At 59.1% G+C, this 15,767-nt stretch carries 19 protein-coding genes; all 19 read left to right on the top strand.

Annotation, left to right across the window (positions count from 1 at the left end; all coding sequences use genetic code 11):
• The first annotated feature begins 49 nt into the window (after nt 1–49).
• The 19 genes from nifE (at nt 50) to NP503_RS32160 (ending at nt 15,743) form a co-directional block, all read left to right on the top strand.
• Complete coding sequence (gene nifE / locus NP503_RS32070) at nt 50–1,534, top strand: nitrogenase iron-molybdenum cofactor biosynthesis protein NifE (protein ID WP_024505264.1); 1,485 nt, start codon at nt 50–52, stop codon at nt 1,532–1,534.
• Nucleotides 1,535–1,542: 8 nt separating this feature from the next.
• Nucleotides 1,543–2,895: a nitrogenase iron-molybdenum cofactor biosynthesis protein NifN gene (nifN, locus tag NP503_RS32075; RefSeq protein WP_024505265.1), complete on the top strand. Its 1,353-nt coding sequence runs from the start codon at nt 1,543–1,545 to the stop codon at nt 2,893–2,895.
• The gene (gene nifX, locus NP503_RS32080; RefSeq protein ID WP_063169371.1) at nt 2,892–3,389 is read left to right on the top strand and encodes a nitrogen fixation protein NifX; all 498 of its coding nucleotides are present in this window, start codon (nt 2,892–2,894) and stop codon (nt 3,387–3,389) included. Before nifN ends, nifX begins: the two co-directional genes overlap by 4 nt.
• A 16-nt stretch (nt 3,390–3,405) precedes the next feature.
• Nucleotides 3,406–3,885 (top strand): NifX-associated nitrogen fixation protein, encoded by a 480-nt coding sequence (locus NP503_RS32085; protein ID WP_024505267.1) that lies wholly within the window; start codon nt 3,406–3,408, stop codon nt 3,883–3,885.
• Nucleotides 3,882–4,697, top strand: coding sequence for a response regulator transcription factor (locus tag NP503_RS32090; protein ID WP_063169370.1), 816 nt, complete (start codon nt 3,882–3,884; stop codon nt 4,695–4,697). The genes NP503_RS32085 and NP503_RS32090 overlap by 4 nt, the downstream gene beginning before the upstream one ends.
• Nucleotides 4,698–4,792: 95 nt before the next feature.
• Nucleotides 4,793–5,665 (top strand): universal stress protein, encoded by an 873-nt coding sequence (locus NP503_RS32095; RefSeq protein WP_063169369.1) that lies wholly within the window; start codon nt 4,793–4,795, stop codon nt 5,663–5,665.
• Between the two features lie 842 nt (nt 5,666–6,507).
• Entirely contained in the window at nt 6,508–7,806 is a 1,299-nt protein-coding gene (locus tag NP503_RS32100; protein ID WP_063169368.1) for a lysine N(6)-hydroxylase/L-ornithine N(5)-oxygenase family protein, read from the top strand.
• A gap of 13 nt (nt 7,807–7,819) precedes the next feature.
• Nucleotides 7,820–8,197, top strand: a complete 378-nt coding sequence (locus NP503_RS32105; protein ID WP_024505270.1) for a hypothetical protein — start codon at nt 7,820–7,822, stop codon at nt 8,195–8,197.
• 272 nt (nt 8,198–8,469) lie between these two features.
• Nucleotides 8,470–9,615, top strand: a complete 1,146-nt coding sequence (locus tag NP503_RS32110; protein ID WP_063170388.1) for a TlpA disulfide reductase family protein — start codon at nt 8,470–8,472, stop codon at nt 9,613–9,615.
• A 320-nt stretch (nt 9,616–9,935) separates the two neighbouring features.
• Entirely contained in the window at nt 9,936–10,379 is a 444-nt protein-coding gene (locus NP503_RS32115) for a DUF269 domain-containing protein (RefSeq protein ID WP_224571203.1), read from the top strand.
• Between the two features lie 90 nt (nt 10,380–10,469).
• Nucleotides 10,470–10,628: a CCE_0567 family metalloprotein gene (locus NP503_RS32120; protein WP_224571204.1), complete on the top strand. Its 159-nt coding sequence runs from the start codon at nt 10,470–10,472 to the stop codon at nt 10,626–10,628.
• Nucleotides 10,625–10,942, top strand: a complete 318-nt coding sequence (gene fdxB, locus NP503_RS32125) for a ferredoxin III, nif-specific (protein WP_206521174.1) — start codon at nt 10,625–10,627, stop codon at nt 10,940–10,942. The genes NP503_RS32120 and fdxB (NP503_RS32125) overlap by 4 nt, the downstream gene beginning before the upstream one ends.
• A 79-nt stretch (nt 10,943–11,021) precedes the next feature.
• Nucleotides 11,022–11,213 (top strand): exopolysaccharide production repressor protein, encoded by a 192-nt coding sequence (locus tag NP503_RS32130; RefSeq protein WP_127230899.1) that lies wholly within the window; start codon nt 11,022–11,024, stop codon nt 11,211–11,213.
• A gap of 236 nt (nt 11,214–11,449) precedes the next feature.
• Nucleotides 11,450–12,463, top strand: a complete 1,014-nt coding sequence (locus tag NP503_RS32135) for a 1-aminocyclopropane-1-carboxylate deaminase (protein WP_024505903.1) — start codon at nt 11,450–11,452, stop codon at nt 12,461–12,463.
• Between the two features lie 599 nt (nt 12,464–13,062).
• Entirely contained in the window at nt 13,063–14,220 is a 1,158-nt protein-coding gene (locus NP503_RS32140; protein ID WP_063170386.1) for a TlpA disulfide reductase family protein, read from the top strand.
• A gap of 319 nt (nt 14,221–14,539) precedes the next feature.
• Complete coding sequence (locus NP503_RS32145; protein WP_127270505.1) at nt 14,540–14,977, top strand: DUF269 domain-containing protein; 438 nt, start codon at nt 14,540–14,542, stop codon at nt 14,975–14,977.
• Between the two features lie 90 nt (nt 14,978–15,067).
• Nucleotides 15,068–15,226 carry a CCE_0567 family metalloprotein gene (locus NP503_RS32150; protein ID WP_224571204.1) on the top strand — a complete coding sequence of 53 codons (159 nt, stop codon included), beginning with the start codon at nt 15,068–15,070 and terminating at the stop codon, nt 15,224–15,226.
• Complete coding sequence (gene fdxB, locus NP503_RS32155) at nt 15,223–15,540, top strand: ferredoxin III, nif-specific (RefSeq protein WP_174800308.1); 318 nt, start codon at nt 15,223–15,225, stop codon at nt 15,538–15,540. Before NP503_RS32150 ends, fdxB (NP503_RS32155) begins: the two co-directional genes overlap by 4 nt.
• Nucleotides 15,537–15,743, top strand: coding sequence for an exopolysaccharide production repressor protein (locus NP503_RS32160; RefSeq protein ID WP_127266822.1), 207 nt, complete (start codon nt 15,537–15,539; stop codon nt 15,741–15,743). Before fdxB (NP503_RS32155) ends, NP503_RS32160 begins: the two co-directional genes overlap by 4 nt.
• Nucleotides 15,744–15,767: the final 24 nt, after the last annotated feature.

Consider the following 15,767-nt stretch of genomic DNA (forward strand, 5'->3'; position numbering starts at 1 on the left):
GCTTTTCGCCGAGGCCATTCCTTGCCCAATGGACTGGGGAGGCTGAGCGATGTCCTCCCTCAGCGCCAAAATCAAGGACGCCTTCGATGAGCCCGCCTGCGATAAGAACCGTGGCAAAGATGCCAAGGCGCGCAAGGAGGGCTGCTCGAAGTCGCTGACACCAGGGGCGGCAGCCGGCGGCTGCGCCTTTGACGGAGCCAAGATCGTCCTGCAGCCGATCACCGACGTTGCGCATCTGGTCCATGCGCCGCTCGCCTGCGAGGGCAATTCTTGGGACAACCGTGGTGCGGTTTCGTCAGGGCCGACCTTGTGGCGGACAAGCTTCACGACCGACCTCACCGAACTCGACCTGGTGATGGGGCAGGGCGAGCGGAAACTCTTCAAGGCGATCCGCGAGATCAAGCACACATACGCGCCGCCGGCGATCTTCGTTTACTCAACTTGCGTAACGGCGCTGATCGGTGACGACATCGAGGCCGTGTGCAAACGCGCCACGGAAAAGTTCGGTTTGGCCGTGGTGCCGATCAATGCGCCTGGCCTGGCAGGCTCCAAGAACCTCGGCAACAAGCTCGCCGCCGAGGCGTTGCTCGATCATGTCATCGGCACGGTCGAACCCGACGACCCCGGGCCCTACGACATCAACATCCTTGGCGAATTCAACCTCTCGGGCGAATTCTGGCTTGTAAAGCCGCTCCTCGATCGGCTCGGCATCCGGGTGCGCGCCTGCATTCCCGGCGATGCGCGTTACCGCGACATTGCTTCCGCGCACCGCGCCCGGGCGGCAATGATCGTGTGCTCGACCGCGCTGATCAGTCTTGCCCGCAAGATGGAGGAGCGCTGGGACATCCCGTTCTTCGAGGGCTCCTTCTATGGCATCTCCGACACATCGCAAGCTCTTCGCAACCTTGTCAGGCTGCTGGTGAGGAAGGGCGCCGATCCGGAGATCCTCGAGCGCACGGAGACGCTGATCGCGCAGCAGGAGGCGATCGCGTGGAAGAAACTCGAATCCTACCGGCAAAGGCTCCAAGGCAAGCGCGTGCTGCTCAACACAGGCGGTGTGAAGTCCTGGTCGGTTGTCCGTGCGCTGATGGAGATCGGAATCGAGATCGTCGGCACCTCGGTCAAGAAATCTACGGTGCAGGACAAGGAGCGCATCAAACAAGTTCTCAAGCACGACAAGCATATGTTCGAATACATGGCTGCGCGCGAGCTGTACGCCATGCTCTCTGAACACAGGGCCGATATCATGCTGTCGGGCGGTCGCACGCAATTCATTGCGCTCAAGGCCAAGACGCCCTGGCTCGATATCAACCAGGAGCGCCAGCACCCTTATGCCGGCTATGCCGGCATGGTGGAACTCGTACGCCAGATCGACCTCGCCATTCACAATCCGGTCTGGTCTCAGGTGCGCCAGCCGGCCCCGTGGGATTGCCAGCCTGATCTAAAAGACGAACTGCCATGCACGAAGAAGGAGTCCGGGCACCTGTTCGATGAATTCGCCGGCGCGACGGCACACGAGTTCAGCGAGTGTTGAGGCGACCGATGGCCCGCATCCTTCCCCAGACCAAATCCGCGGCGGTGAACCCGCTGAAGTCGTCGCAGCCGCTGGGTGCCGCCTTTGCCTTTCTTGGGGTCGACGGCGCGATGCCGCTGTTCCACGGCAGCCAGGGATGCACAAGCTTCGCGCTCGTGCTCTTCGTACGGCACTTCAAAGAAACGATTCCATTGCAGACAACAGCGATGGATGAGGTGGCGACCATCCTCGGCGCTGCCGACCATCTTGAAGAAGCCATCCTCAACCTCAAGAACCGCACGAAGCCAAAGCTGATCGGGGTGTGCACGACCGCGCTGGTGGAGACGCGTGGCGAAGATTGCGCGAGTGATATTGCGAACATCAAGCTGAAGCACACGCAAGAGCTTGCGGGTACGGAGGTCGTGCTGGCCAACACGCCGGATTTTGACGGCGCGATCGAAGAGGGCTGGGCCAAGGCAGTCACCGCAATGATCAAAGGGATTACAGGCTCGGGCGAACGTGCGCGGCAGCCGAAGAAGATCGCGATCCTGCCCGGATGCAACCTCACTGTCGCCGACATCGAGCATATGCGTGACATGGTTGAAAGCTTTGGGCTCAAGCCGGTTATTCTGCCCGACATTTCAGGCTCGCTCGACGGTACGGTTCCTGACCGCTGGGTAGCGACCACATACGGCGGCACCAGCGTCGAAGACATTCGCGAGTTGGGCACGGCCATGCAATGCATCGCCATCGGTGAGCACATGCGCCGCCCGGCGAAAGCGCTGCACGGGTTGACCGGCGTGCCTTACGTGTTGTTCCAGTCACTGACTGGGCTGCAGGACACGGACCGCTTCGTGTCGCTGCTGTCTGCGATTTCGGGCGCGGCGGTACCGGCCCGCGTGCGCCGGCGCCGGGCGCAATTGCAGGACGCGATGCTCGACGGACATTTCCATTTCGGCGGCAAGAAAATTGCCATCGCTGCCGAACCAGACCAGCTGTTCCAACTTGCGACCTTCTTTGCTGGCCTCGGCTCCGAGATAGCCGCGGCCGTCACAACGACCGACAGGTCTAAAATTCTCGAGAAAGTCCCGGCGGTTTCGGTTCAGATCGGCGATCTCGGCGATCTGGAAAGTCTTGCCGTCGGTGCTGACCTGCTTGTCACGCATTCGCACGGGCGCCAAGCATCGGAGCGGCTCCGAATTCCGCTCATGCGCATCGGGTTCCCGGTCTTCGATCGACTAGGCAGCCAGCACAAGCTCGCAATTCTCTATCAGGGCACCCGCGACATGATCTTCGAGGTCGCCAGCATCTTCCAGGCCAACCAACACGCGCCCACTCCTGAGGCGCTTGATCCACTCCGTAATCGAGAAATATCACGATGAACGCTGTTCGCCGCCTCTCGCTGGTCAGTAGTGAGGTTTTCGCCCCGATGCCTGAACGACGTAAGGGCGCATTGCGCGTTGCGATCGCCACTCAGGACATGCAGGACCTCAACGCCCATTTCGGGTCGGCCAGGCGCTTTGCTGTCTACGACGTGACGCGCGAGGAATGGAATCTCGTAGAAGCCGTGGCCTTCGATGACGTGTCCGATGAAAGCGGGGAGCATCGGGCCGAGCGCGATGATCGCATCACGCCAAAGGTGGATGCGCTCAAGGGCTGTCAGATCCTGTTTTGTCTGGCAATTGGCGGCCCTTCGGCAGCCAAGCTTGTCGCGGCAAAAATCCACCCGATCAAAGTGGCGGAGCCCCAATCGATCCCACAGGTGCTCTTGCGCACGCAGATGATGCTCAGGACGTGTCCTCCGCCTTGGCTGCGCAAGGTGCTGGCGCGAGCGGGCATTGCCGAAAAGAAACCGTCCTTCGAGGACGAGGACTGAAAAGAGGAGGACGCCAATGCCTGACCCCGCAATCCCCCCAGCTGTCGCCGAAGACGAGGCGGCTCTTTGCACCCCGTTCGTCAAATGCCTCGTGCGGCTGATCCGTTCTCAGGATTCCTATGGCTCGTGGGAACGCAAAGCGGACGCTGAGCTGCTGGGCGACTTCATCATTACCAAGGAACAGCGCCGAGGGATCCCAATCATCGGAGATCCCGATCCCGACGTGCTGTGGAGGCTCGACAAGTACTACGCCGCCATCGGGCTTGCGATCGAGGAGCGCTGCGGCCTTATGGCATCGCCGATGATCCAGGTGAGCCATGAGGGTTTTGGTCGGGTGCTTTTCACGACCGGACGGCTGGTCGTTTTGTCCAAAACGCTGCGCGATGTCCACCGGTTTGGCTTCGAGACGCTCCTGAAGCTCGCCACGGCCGGTACGAAGCTGGTCGACGATGCGATTTCAGTCATCGAAACCTTTCCCCACGTGGCGCTGGCATGATGGGCGCGATTTTCGAGAAAGGCCATCATGACGGACCCGAGAAACTATGTTGGCCAGTCCCCTCGATCCAGGGACTCGAGGCCGACCAGGTTGTTGGGGTATCGCCGATGAAGAAGCCGCTGGTCCTGATCTGCTCGCAAGATGCCGAGTTCTATCTGCTCTACAGCCACATACTGGAGGTTGACGGTTTCAGCAGTGAGACGGCAGACGGCGCGAAGGCTGCGCTGGCCTTGGCCGAACAACGGGAGCTTCAGGCCGTAGTGCTGGATTGCGACCCAGCCAGCATAAACGGGTCCGCAATTTGCGCCCACCTCAAGCGGGAACCGCGCACCACCGACCTGCCTATCATCGCCCTGATCGCGCCTGGCGCCGAGCACCAGCACCTCGATCTCTTGAAGGCAGGCGTTGAGAGCTTTGTGCGGCCGGTGGCTCCGGCCAAGCTGCTCGACTGCCTGCGGGCGAGGCTCGGGCTGACCAAGCGTGGTCCGAACGGGGTTGAAAACGACAGTTGGATTTGTTGTGGAGGCCTGGAGATGAAGCTCGATGCCCATCGGGTTCGCGGTAATGGCCACGACATCCATCTCGGACGGATCGATTTCAACGTGCTGCGGCTTATGATTGAGGCCCCCGGCAAGGTCTTCAGCCGGGACGAGCTTATCGGGGCGGCCTGGCTGCCCAACATTCATGTCGGTGCACGCACCGTCGATGTCCATATCAGCCGAATCAGGAGGGCGCTGAAAACGGCCTTGCCCGGCAGCGTCATTCGCACCGTCAGGTCGGCCGGCTACTCGCTCGAGAAGCCGGACGACTGAAATCGGTGATCGAACGTGGTGCCGCTCTCTCTTCCTCCTGAGAGCGGTGTTGCCGCTTTGAGGCGCTCCTAACGAAGACCAGGAGAAGCAGGCAAATGGAATTTAAAAGCATATTCAGTGTGACGGGTGCTGATCATTCTGATGAGGACCTCACAACAGCTGCCGGACTGTGTGCCGAGGTCGGCGCGCACCTATCGGTACTCATTATACCGCCTCCATTGCTCTTGATGTCGTCTCCGCCCCCCGAATGGAATACAGGACGTGCACAGGCAATTGCAGTACCGAACTATCGATTTCAGCAAATCGAGAAATTTTCACAGGACGTGACCAGAATGGAAAGACGGTCCGCGGATATCCTCAAAAGGCTGAAAGCTATGTCGCTTTCCTGTGACGTTGACACCGACTATTGCGATCCGGCTAGCCTCGGTGAAGTGGCACGACAGCGGGCGCTCTGCGCTGACCTGACGATCGTTGGAGGAGACCTCCTCAACGATGAGACTCTCGGACCTCCTGTTGTCAACGGCTGCTTGTTCGATAGCGGAAAGCCGGTGCTCATCGTGCCGAAGGGCGTTAAGGCGACGCTGTCGCCTCGACGCGTGCTGGTCGGCTGGGATTCGCGTGTAGAGGCCTCGCGTGCGGTTCGGGAAGCTCTTAGTATCCTATCCGCTGCCAAGGAAGTCTGTGTCGCTATGGTCGATCCAAAGGCGCAAAACAACGGGAAAGGCGCGCAGTCTGGAGCTGACATCGCTGCCTATCTTACTCGGCACGGTGCTCGGGTCTCCGTTGACCTGCTTAAGAGCGCCGGCAAATCGGCGGGCACAGTGCTGACCCAGCACGCGAACGACATCTGTGCTGACATGATGGTTATGGGTGCTTATGGCAGCCGTGGGCTGCGTGAGCGGATTTTCGGCGGTCCGCCGAGCTGGAGCTTTGGGAAGACCACATTGCCGCTGTTTTTGGCTCGCTGATCAGCTCCGTAGGAACACCGATCAGGTCGTAGGACCGCCAACCAGTCCGAAGTCGTCGTCGGTTACCGGTCGGATTGCGGAGACATGGCTGGATCCGCGAACATCTTGCGACGCTTGTCAGAGCCAAACCGGACGCCTCGACTGCTTCACGACGCTCTCGTGAACCAACTCGTGCGAGATCGTCCGCAACGGGCAGTAAAGACGAACGGCTGCAGCAGACCGCAGCCAAGCCACAGGGCGGGTGTACCAGGAGACCCCGCCTCGTGCGCGAACCCTGTTGGAAGGCCCCTTATCAGTACCCGGACGCGCGTCAAATCGGCGGCTGTCCCTGTCAGCCTGCGGTGTGCAAGGGCCGCTGCCGCGGAGCTTCCCCTGCCCGATCGTCGGGCGTGCGACAATGTCGGATTCCAGACGAGCTGGAACTGCGCGAACTCGTTGGTTTGACAGGTCTTTATCCGGCACGCCGCATGCATGGGAGTCTCCGAAAGCATTAAGAGCCGTTATCCATGGTTACGCCCCTCGAAAGAAAGAGCCGCTTCCGTCGTGGCAGGGAAACAGCCACTCCTGGGGTGGAGGCCGGCGCTAGAAGCCGCCGTAAGATCCGGAAGAGCCGCGCGACAGCATCACACACTTTCCTTCTGCTCTTGGGTTCGGATCACGCCGCGCCGCTGTCGATGCCGCCGACATTGAGCCCAAGACCTGGAAGGCGGCACACGCTTTTGCTGTCCTCTCAGTCGGGACCGCGGCTCAAGCATGCCTGTGAGGTTCGCATTGCTCAATGCCCGGCAATCGACGTCAACATGCCGCTGAGTTGGAAAACACTCCTAGAGGAGTAAGGATAAGTGGACCTCTTTTGTATTGGTGTGGGTGCTGGACCATCTAATTTGAGCCTTGCGTGTCAGATACAGGAAGAGATTGCGCAAGGGGCACTGTTCCTGGACCGGGAGGTCGATTTCCGAGGACATCCAGGCAGCGCTTTCGATTGCGCGGAGCTCCAGGTCGGCCACTTCCAGGATCTGGTTACTCTGGTCAATCCGCGATCAGCCTACACATTCGTAAACTACCTCCACGAGAACGGGCGTCTTTACAATTTCCTCAATGCGCAATTTCACGGGGTGCTTAGAGCCGAGTTCGCCCAATATCTCAACTGGGCGTTCCAGAAGAATCCGCTTGTCCGTGGCGGCGAGGCCGTTCGCGAAATCCGCTTTGACGGCGAGTTTCGCGTGCGGACGGACAACGCGGTCCTTGATGCAAGAAACCTCGTCATCGACATAGGCAAGCAGGCGCAAATTCCGCCTCAGTTTCATGGCTGGACTGGACCCAACCTGTTCCACTCATCTGAGTTGGCCCACATCAATCCTGAGGTGCAAAAAAAGCATGTCTGCGTTGTTGGCGGCGGACAGTCGGGAGCCGAGCTGCTACTGCACCTTGTCGGCCGGCCGAAAGAACGGCGGCCCGCGGCGATCACATGGGTCTTGACGCGCGAGATGCCTTTCGACGACCACGCGTTCACAAACGGGCTGTTCACGCCATGCTTCTCGGATCGTTTTGCTGCGATGAGCGAGGTGCATCGACAGCTGTTCCTGCGGCGTTTCGCGCTTGCCTCCGAGGGCATTTCAGAAAGCAAGTTGCGCGCGGTCTATCAGGCGCTCTACCACCACGCCTTTCTCGAGCCACACCAATGCGAGATCACATTGCGGCCAAGTTGCAACGTGTCGCGCTGCATCAATGCCGGAGCAGGGCACAGGCTCACGCTGCAACGCGGCTTGGACAACATCGGAGAAGTAACCGCCGATATCGTCATCCTGGCCACCGGGTACGAGAAACCGCTGCCGGGTTTCCTAGAACCGATCGCAGATCGCCTCGAACAGATCGGCAATGAGCTCGCCATCGGCGAGGATTTTTCGGTGTACTGGGACGGACCGCGAGACCGACGCCTTTTCGTTCAGAACGCCTGCCTTGGACAGCGCGGGCTGGCTGATCCGAACTTTGGGCTGCTGGCCTGGCGAGCGCGCCGCATCCTTGACAGCCTTCTGCGGCGCGCGCCATGCGCCAATCCCGAGCATCTAGGGTTCATCAACCGTCCCTTGACGGAGTGCTGGCCCGACCTCGGAGTCGAACAAATGGGCAGCGGGATATGATTCGTCGATATTGATGATCGGCGGTGGCATTCAGGAAAGATTTCCGCCTCTGGCGGCAAAAGCGGGACGAGCAATATTCCTACGGCGTCAGATCGCTCTGCTCGCGCTTGAGCAAGGTAGCGTCGCGCGACTCCTGCTTGGCGTGAAACAGCAAAGGGCATTCAATCACGATGCAGCTTTACGTGCTGTCGGGCTCAACGCCACGTGGATCGAGCCCAACGCCGCCGTTGGCAACCGCGACGCGAATTATGACGCCGGGCCACATGCGGCGGTGGCTGCAAGGGTACCGAGCCTCTCCCGCACTTTCGACCCCATCGCCGAAGTGCGACTACTCCAGGACGCCGAAGCCGGTCTTATCGCCAGCGGGCCAGCCAAACTCTCACCTTCCTAAACGGCAGCCGCTAAGGTGAGCCGTCGAAAGCCGACATTCAGGTTAACGTCAGCTGGCCGTGTTAGGGCTCGCTTATTCAAGGCGGTACCGGCGCTTGCCGAAGCTAAGAAGGGTTGGCATGCCCTTTGCCGTGCTTGATGTGCGGCAACACGGTGAGAGCTCCGCTGAAGCAAGCGAGAGGGAGCAATGCCCTCGAGACCGTGTCCGATTTTGACTGGAAAATATTCCGCGACAAAAGAGACGAAAGGTGTGGAATGACTTTGGACACCAAGATGGAACTGCGTATGGGGTCCCCGGCTCCTGCGCTGAAAGTGGAGAACTGGCTGCGTGGCGAGCCCCTCACGAGCCTTCGGCCCGGCAAGGTCTACCTCGTTGAATTTTGGGCGACTTGGTGCCGACCATGTGTCCACGCCATGCCCCATTTGATCGAACTGCAGGAGAAATATAAAGACAGCGGATTTGAGATTATCGGAGTCGCAGCTTGCGAAAAGGCTGCAACCGCGGACGAAGCGCGGACCAACGTGGATGCCTGGCTGACCGAGAAGTTCCCGAATCTGAATTATCGGACAGCGTTCGATTGCACTGGCGAAATGAAAAAGCTCTGGCTGGAACCCAGCTCTTCGTTCGGGATTCCCACCTCGTTCGTGGTCGACCGCGACGGCCACATCGCTTATATCGGCCACCCGGCACCTCTCGATGACGTTTTGCCGAAAGTCCTTAACGGCAGCTGGCGCAGCAGCTATGAAGCGAAAGCCGTCGATGCAAAGCGAATCTCGCGTGTGCGCGAATCGTCGCTGAGTCAGCCGATATACGCCAAACTTGGGCCGGCGATGCAGGACGAGGATTGGGCAGCGGCACTATTGGCCATCGAAGAAGGCCTCGCCGTGATGCCAGACTCTTTTGATTTTCGGCGGGTTCATGCGGATATTCTGCTTCACAAGCTGCGCGACATCAAAACCGGCTTGCCGCTTATGCGCGAATTGGTCGAGGACGCGATCAACAAAAAGTTCGAAGCGATGTCTTGGGTGGTGATGGCGCTGAACCAACTCTTCCATCCCACGATCGACAACTCCCATCTTCCGCATGATGATCGCTTTGCGATGGGCAAGGAGCTCTCCGAACAGATCCTGGAACTTAATCCTCCGCAAGGCGATGGAGACTTTAAATTCGGGTGTTACTTTCCGGTCGCTCAGTATTATTACGAGAGCGGCAACAAGGACCGGGCGATCGAGTTGATCGAGGTGGCAATCAAATCGCTGGACCATTCGGAGCCAGTGCCGGACCAAACCAAACAGCGCTACCTCACCTCGTTGCTCCAAGCCCTGGCCAACTACACGGGTGAGCCTGCCTGTCACGCGGGTCTCTGTGTGGCTCCGCAAAACAAGACTTCCGAAACTCAAAACGCTGTCACTTCCTGAGCAAGGATCGCGAAGGGCATGACAATTGGAATTGAACACCGGCAAATCCGCCCGCCCAGGCGCACTTCGCAGCAATAACGTCGATGCCGCAAAAGTGCGCGGCTTGCGGCAGGTGGAATTTCCATTGCGTTTACCTCGGGTCGAACCGCGGCGCAGGCGTTCGCGCCGCGGTGAAAGGTCTCGCATTGGTGGACGTGCTCGAGGTCGGCCACGGGACACTGTTGCGTGGGATCGGCTCGCCCAAGCCATTCCCCGCCCACGCAAGCGCCCGAACCACACATCGCAGAAAAAGAGATCGTCCTTCAAGAGGAGTACTGAAATTGGGGAAAAGCGAAATTCCTCATGAACCGGTTGGCCCTGCTGTCCACGGGGACGACGAGGCCCTTGCTTCCCCGTTCGTCAAATGCCTCCTGCGGCTCATTCGTACTCAGGATTCCTTCGGCTTATGGGAAGGCCATTCGGATGCCGAGCTGCTGGCCGAGTTCATCATCACCAAGCAACAGCAACGTGCGGTACCCTTTGGCGGCGATCCCGATCCTGACGCGCTGTGGAGGCTCGACATGTTTTACACCGCCGTAGCGCTTGCGATCGAGGAGCGCTCCGGCGTGTCGACGTCGCCGACAATAGAAATGAAACCCGTGGGGGCTTCCGGCGGTTGGGCGTTCTGTCGAGACGTCCACCGGTTCGGCTTCGAGACTTTCCGCAAACTTGCTGAGGCCGGTACGAAACTGGTCGACGATGCGACTGCAGCCATTGAAGCCTAGCCCGAGATGGAGCGCATCAAGAAACCATTGTTCCAGGAAGGATCTATGTCAGACCTAGATAGGATGAGGAAAAAAGTCTGAAAGCTCCAGTTGCGTGCAGCTATTGCCAAGATGGCATTGCAGGACCTCGTCGAGGGTCTGCCGGGCAAGTGGGCCGACATACAGGAAGTCGCCGAGAAAACCCAAGCCGTTTATGCCGAGTTGGATGTTGCCAAGAGAGAACTCGCTTCAATGAAGAATTTAGGATGATGCGCACATTCACCACCCGTGACGGCTCCATTTGGATGCCGTCGTACCTGACCTCCATCGATAGCAAGACCTGCATCGGCTGCTGCCGTTGTTTCAAGGTCTGCTCGCGCGATGTGATGCATCTTCACGGCGTTGATGATGCGGGTGAAATCCTCGGCCCCTGCGATGACGAGGACGACGATTTCGACGGCAAGCTCAATCGCATGATCATGGTTGTCGATGATGCCGGCCGCTGCATAGGCTGCGGAGCCTGCGGCCGCGTCTGCCCCAAGAACTGCCAGACGCATGTTCCGGCCGACGAGCTCGCAACATGATCTGGCGAAAACCAGGGGAGCGGCGTGCACTTCATCTTTTTGTCGGCTCGTGGGGCTGGTCCTGTGCAGCAATGCGTCGATGGTTTACTTCGCTTTGGATTCGCTCCGTGTGGCAGTCGTCACGACGCTGGCCTGTTCGCTGCTGCTTCAGGCCGGCTACTTCGGCCGCGTGCTCTTTCTGATCTGGCAGTCCTCTAGCCGCGCTCGTGGAACTCGCCACAGGGGCCAGCATGCCGATGGTTACAGGAAAGCTCGGGTACCAGTCGTCTGACTCTGATCAACTGCGGAATGCAATTTTCAGCTGTGTCCCGGCTTGGTCGAATGCCCAGCATGTGCTGCTGCTTTGATGCGCGGATGACAGGATCAGTGCTCAGACCCACACCAATTTTGGTCACCCTCTGATGACTGAGCTGATCGTATAGGGAATCTGTGTTCGGCTAACACGCGACCATACCCCTGGGCTGACCGGTGCGTAGCAGGTTCAGGTACTTTTTTGCTGGAGATAGCATGCTGGAAAAATTCGAACGTTATCCGCTCACCTTTGGACCCACGCCGATCGAGAGGCTCGACCGCCTCGGCAAGCATCTGGGCGACAAGGTGGAAATCTACGTCAAACGCGAGGACTGCAACTCCGGTCTCGCGTTCGGCGGAAACAAGCTGCGCAAGCTCGAATACATTGTGCCCGACGCGATCGCGTCAGATGCCGATACGCTCGTCACAATCGGTGGCGTGCAGTCCAACCATACGCGCATGGTCGCTGCGGTCGCCGCCAAGATCGGCATGAAATGCCTCCTGGTCCAGGAGAGCTGGGTCCCACATGATGATGCTGTCTACGACCGGGTCGGCAATATCCTCTTGAGCCGCATCATGGGGGCAGAGGTGCGCCTGGTTGACGAGGGCTTTGACATCGGCATCCGCCGCAGCTGGGAAAAGGCACTTTATGAAGTCAAGGCAAGGGGCGGCAGGCCATATGCGATACCTGCCGGCGCCTCTGTCCACAAATACGGCGGCCTGGGCTATGTGGGGTTCGCTGAGGAGGTGCGTGCCCAGGAAGAGCAGCTTGGGTTTGCCTTCGACTATATCGTCGTCTGTACGGTGACTGGTTCAACCCACGGCGGCATGCTCGTCGGGTTCGCCAAGGATGGTCGACAGCGCAACGTGATCGGTATCGATGCCTCCGCCATGCCCGCCAAGACCAAGGCGCAGGTGCTTGGCATCGCCCAAAATACAGCGAAGCTCGTCCACCTCGGAGCGGAAATTGTCGAGGCAGACGTGGTGTTGTTCATGGACTACGCGTACCCGGGTTATGGCGTTCCATCGGAGGAAACCAAAGAGGCAATCCGTTTGTGCGCGCGGCTCGAGGGCATGATTACGGACCCCGTTTACGAGGGCAAATCGATGCAAGGGATGATCGACCTCGTCCAGAGGGGCTTCTTTCCACAGGGATCGAGGGTCCTCTACGCACATCTAGGCGGCGCACCGGCGATCAACGGGTACGGCTACACCTTTCGCAACGGCTGACGTTCGGCAGTCTGCGATTCCGCGGTCGCGCTCGAACGTGGGTAGGTAGCGTCGTTCGAGCGCTTGGCTGGAGAAGTGGAGGCAGCGACGGGCATCCACTAATTGGTACCATTACGTGCTGTCGGTGCTCAACGCCACGCGCATTGAGCGCATGCCGCCGTTGGCAACCGCGAGGCGAATTTTGACTCCGGGGCAAGAATCCACACGCGGCGGTGGCGGCACGAGGACCAAGCCGGCGAGTTCGCGCTTTCGAACTGGCGCCAAACTGCCACTGCTCGAGGGCCGAGGCCAGTCTAATCACAGGCGAGCCGTCCAAGCTCTCAAGAGTGATAGGGCGAAACCCGACAGCGGCAGAAGACATGTCGGGTTCACGACAATCGGCCGCATTTGGCCTCGTGGAGAATTTCAAAGCATTTCCCGCCGCTTACCGGAGCTGAGGGAATTGGCACCTCCGTTGCAGCTTGATGTGCGGCAACACGGTGAGAGCTTCGCTGAAGCAAGCCAGAGGGAGCGATGCCCTCGAGACCGTGTCCGATTTTGACTGGAAAATATTCCGCGACAAAAGAGACGAAAGGTGTGGAATGACTTTGGACACCAAGATGGAACTGCGTATGGGGTCCCCGGCTCCTGCGATCAAAGTGGAGAACTGGCTGCGTGGCGAGCCCCTCACGAACTTTCGGCCCGGCAAGGTCTACCTCGTTGAGTTTTGGGCGACTTGGTGCGGACCATGTGTCGACGCCATGCCCCATTTGATCGAACTGCAGGAGAAATATGAAGGCAGCGGATTTGAGGCGGTCGGAGTTGCCGCCTGCGAACAGGGTCCTACCGCAGACGAGGCGCGGACCAACGTGGATGCCTGGCTGACCGAGGAGTTCCCGAATCTGAATTATCGTATCGGGTTCGATTACATTGGCGAAATGAACAAGCTCTGGATGGATCCCAGCTCTTCGATTGGGATTCCCACCTCGTTCGTGGTCGACCGCGACGGCCACATCGCTTTTATCGGCCACCCGGCGGAACTCGATGACGTTTTGCCGAAAGTCCTTAACGGCAGCTGGCGCAGCAGCTATGAAGCGAAAGCCGCCGATGCAAAGCGCATCGCGCATAACCAACTTGCAGCGCGCGAAATGTCGCTTACCGGGCCGATATACGCCAAACTTGAGCCGGCGATGCAGGCCGAGGATTGGACGGCGGCGCTCTTGGCCATCGAAGAAGGCCTCGCCTTGATGCCAGACTCTTGTGAGTTCCGGCAGATTCATGCGGATCTTCTGCTTCACAAGCTGCGCGACATCAAGACCGGCATGCCGGTCATGCGAGAATTGGTCGAGGACGCGATCGACAAAACGTCCGACGCGGTGTCGTGGATGGCCTTGGCCCTCAACCAACTCTTCGATCCCACGATGGACAATTCCCATCTTCCGCGCGCGGAGCGCTTTGCGATGGGCAACGAGCTCTCGGAACAGATACTGGCACTCAATCCCCCGAACGGCGATGGCCCGTTTAAATACCTCCGGTACCTCCCGGTAGCTCAGTATTATTACGAGAGCGGCAACAAAGATCGCGCAATCGAGTTGATCGAGGTGGCACTGAAATCGGTGGACCGGCTGGGGCCAATTCCGGACCACACCAAACAGTACTATCTTACCCCATTGCTCGAAGCACTGGCCAACTACACGGGTGAGCCTGCCTGTCACGCGGATCTTTGTGTGGCTCCGCAAAAGAAGGCACCCGAAACTCAAAACGAAGTCACTTCCTGAGCAAGAATCGCGAAGGGACTGACAATTGGAATTGAACACTGGCCAATCCGCCCATCGAAGCTCTCTTCGCAGCAAGTATGTCGATGCAGCAGGGCGGCGGCTTGCGGAAGGTTGGATTTCAATTGCGTTGACCACCGGTCGGATCGCGGCGCAGACGATGTGCGCCGCGAATTCGCGCCGCAGGTCTCGCACTCGTGGACATGTCGAGGTCGGCCACGGGGCACTCTTGGGGTTGGCCCGCCCAAGCCATTCGTCGGCCACGCAAGCGGACCCGGAGTGGGCATCGCAAGGAAATCGTACCTCGAAGACGAAGACTGAAATGACGAACAACGAAATTCCTCCGGTTGGCCCTGCTGTCAACAATGACGACGAGGCCCTTGCTTCCCCGTTCGTCAAATGCCTCCTGCGGCTCATTCGTACTCAGGATTCCTTCGGCTTATGGGAAGGCCATTCGGATGCCGAGCTGCTGGCCGAGTTCATCATCACCAGGCAACAGCAACGTGCGGTACCCTTTGGCGGCGATCCCGATCCTGACGCGCTGTGGAGGCTCGACATGTTTTACACCGCCGTAGCGCTTGCGATCGAGGAGCGCTCCGGCGTGTCGACGTCGCCAATAATTGGAATGAAGCCCCTGCGGGTTTCCAGCGGTTGGGCGTTCTGTCGAGACGTCCACCGGTTCGGCTTCGAGACTTTCCGCAAACTTGCTGAGGCCGGTACGAAACTGGTCGACGATGCGACTGCAGCCATTGAAGCCTAGCCCGAGATGGAGCGCATCAAGAAACCATTGTTCCAGGAAGGATCTATGTCAGACCTAGATAGGATGAGGAAAAAAGTCTGAAAGCTCCAGTTGCGTGCAGCTATTGCCAAGATGGCATTGCAGGACCTCGTCGAGGGTCTGCCGGGCAAGTGGGCCGACATACAGGAAGTCGCCGAGAAAACCCAAGCCGTTTATGCCGAGTTGGATGTTGCCAAGAGAGAACTCGCTTCAATGAAGAATTTAGGATGATGCGCACATTCACCACCCGTGACGGCTCCATTTGGATGCCGTCGTACCTGACCTCCATCGATAGCAAGACCTGCATCGGCTGCTGCCGTTGTTTCAAGGTCTGCTCGCGCGATGTGATGCATCTTCACGGCGTTGATGATGCGGGTGAAATCCTCGGCCCCTGCGATGACGAGGACGACGATTTCGACGGCAAGCTCAATCGCATGATCATGGTTGTCGATGATGCCGGCCGCTGCATAGGCTGCGGAGCCTGCGGCCGCGTCTGCCCCAAGAACTGCCAGACGCATGTTGCGGCCGACGAGCTCGCAACATGATCTGGCGAAAACCAGGAGAACGGCGTTGCACTTCATCTTTTTGTCGGCTCGTGGGGCTGGTCCTGTGCAGCAATGCGTCGATGATTTACTTCGCTTTGGATTCGCTCCGTGTGGCAGTCGTCACGACGCTGGCCTGTTCGCTGCTGCTTCAGGCCTGCTATTTCGGCTGCGTGCTCTTTTTCGCGGACGTCGATGATCTGTAGAACTGTTCATTCGCTCCGCAGAGG

The organism is Mesorhizobium sp. SEMIA396 (assembly GCF_024518615.1).
Taxonomy (GTDB): Bacteria; Pseudomonadota; Alphaproteobacteria; order Rhizobiales; family Rhizobiaceae; genus Mesorhizobium.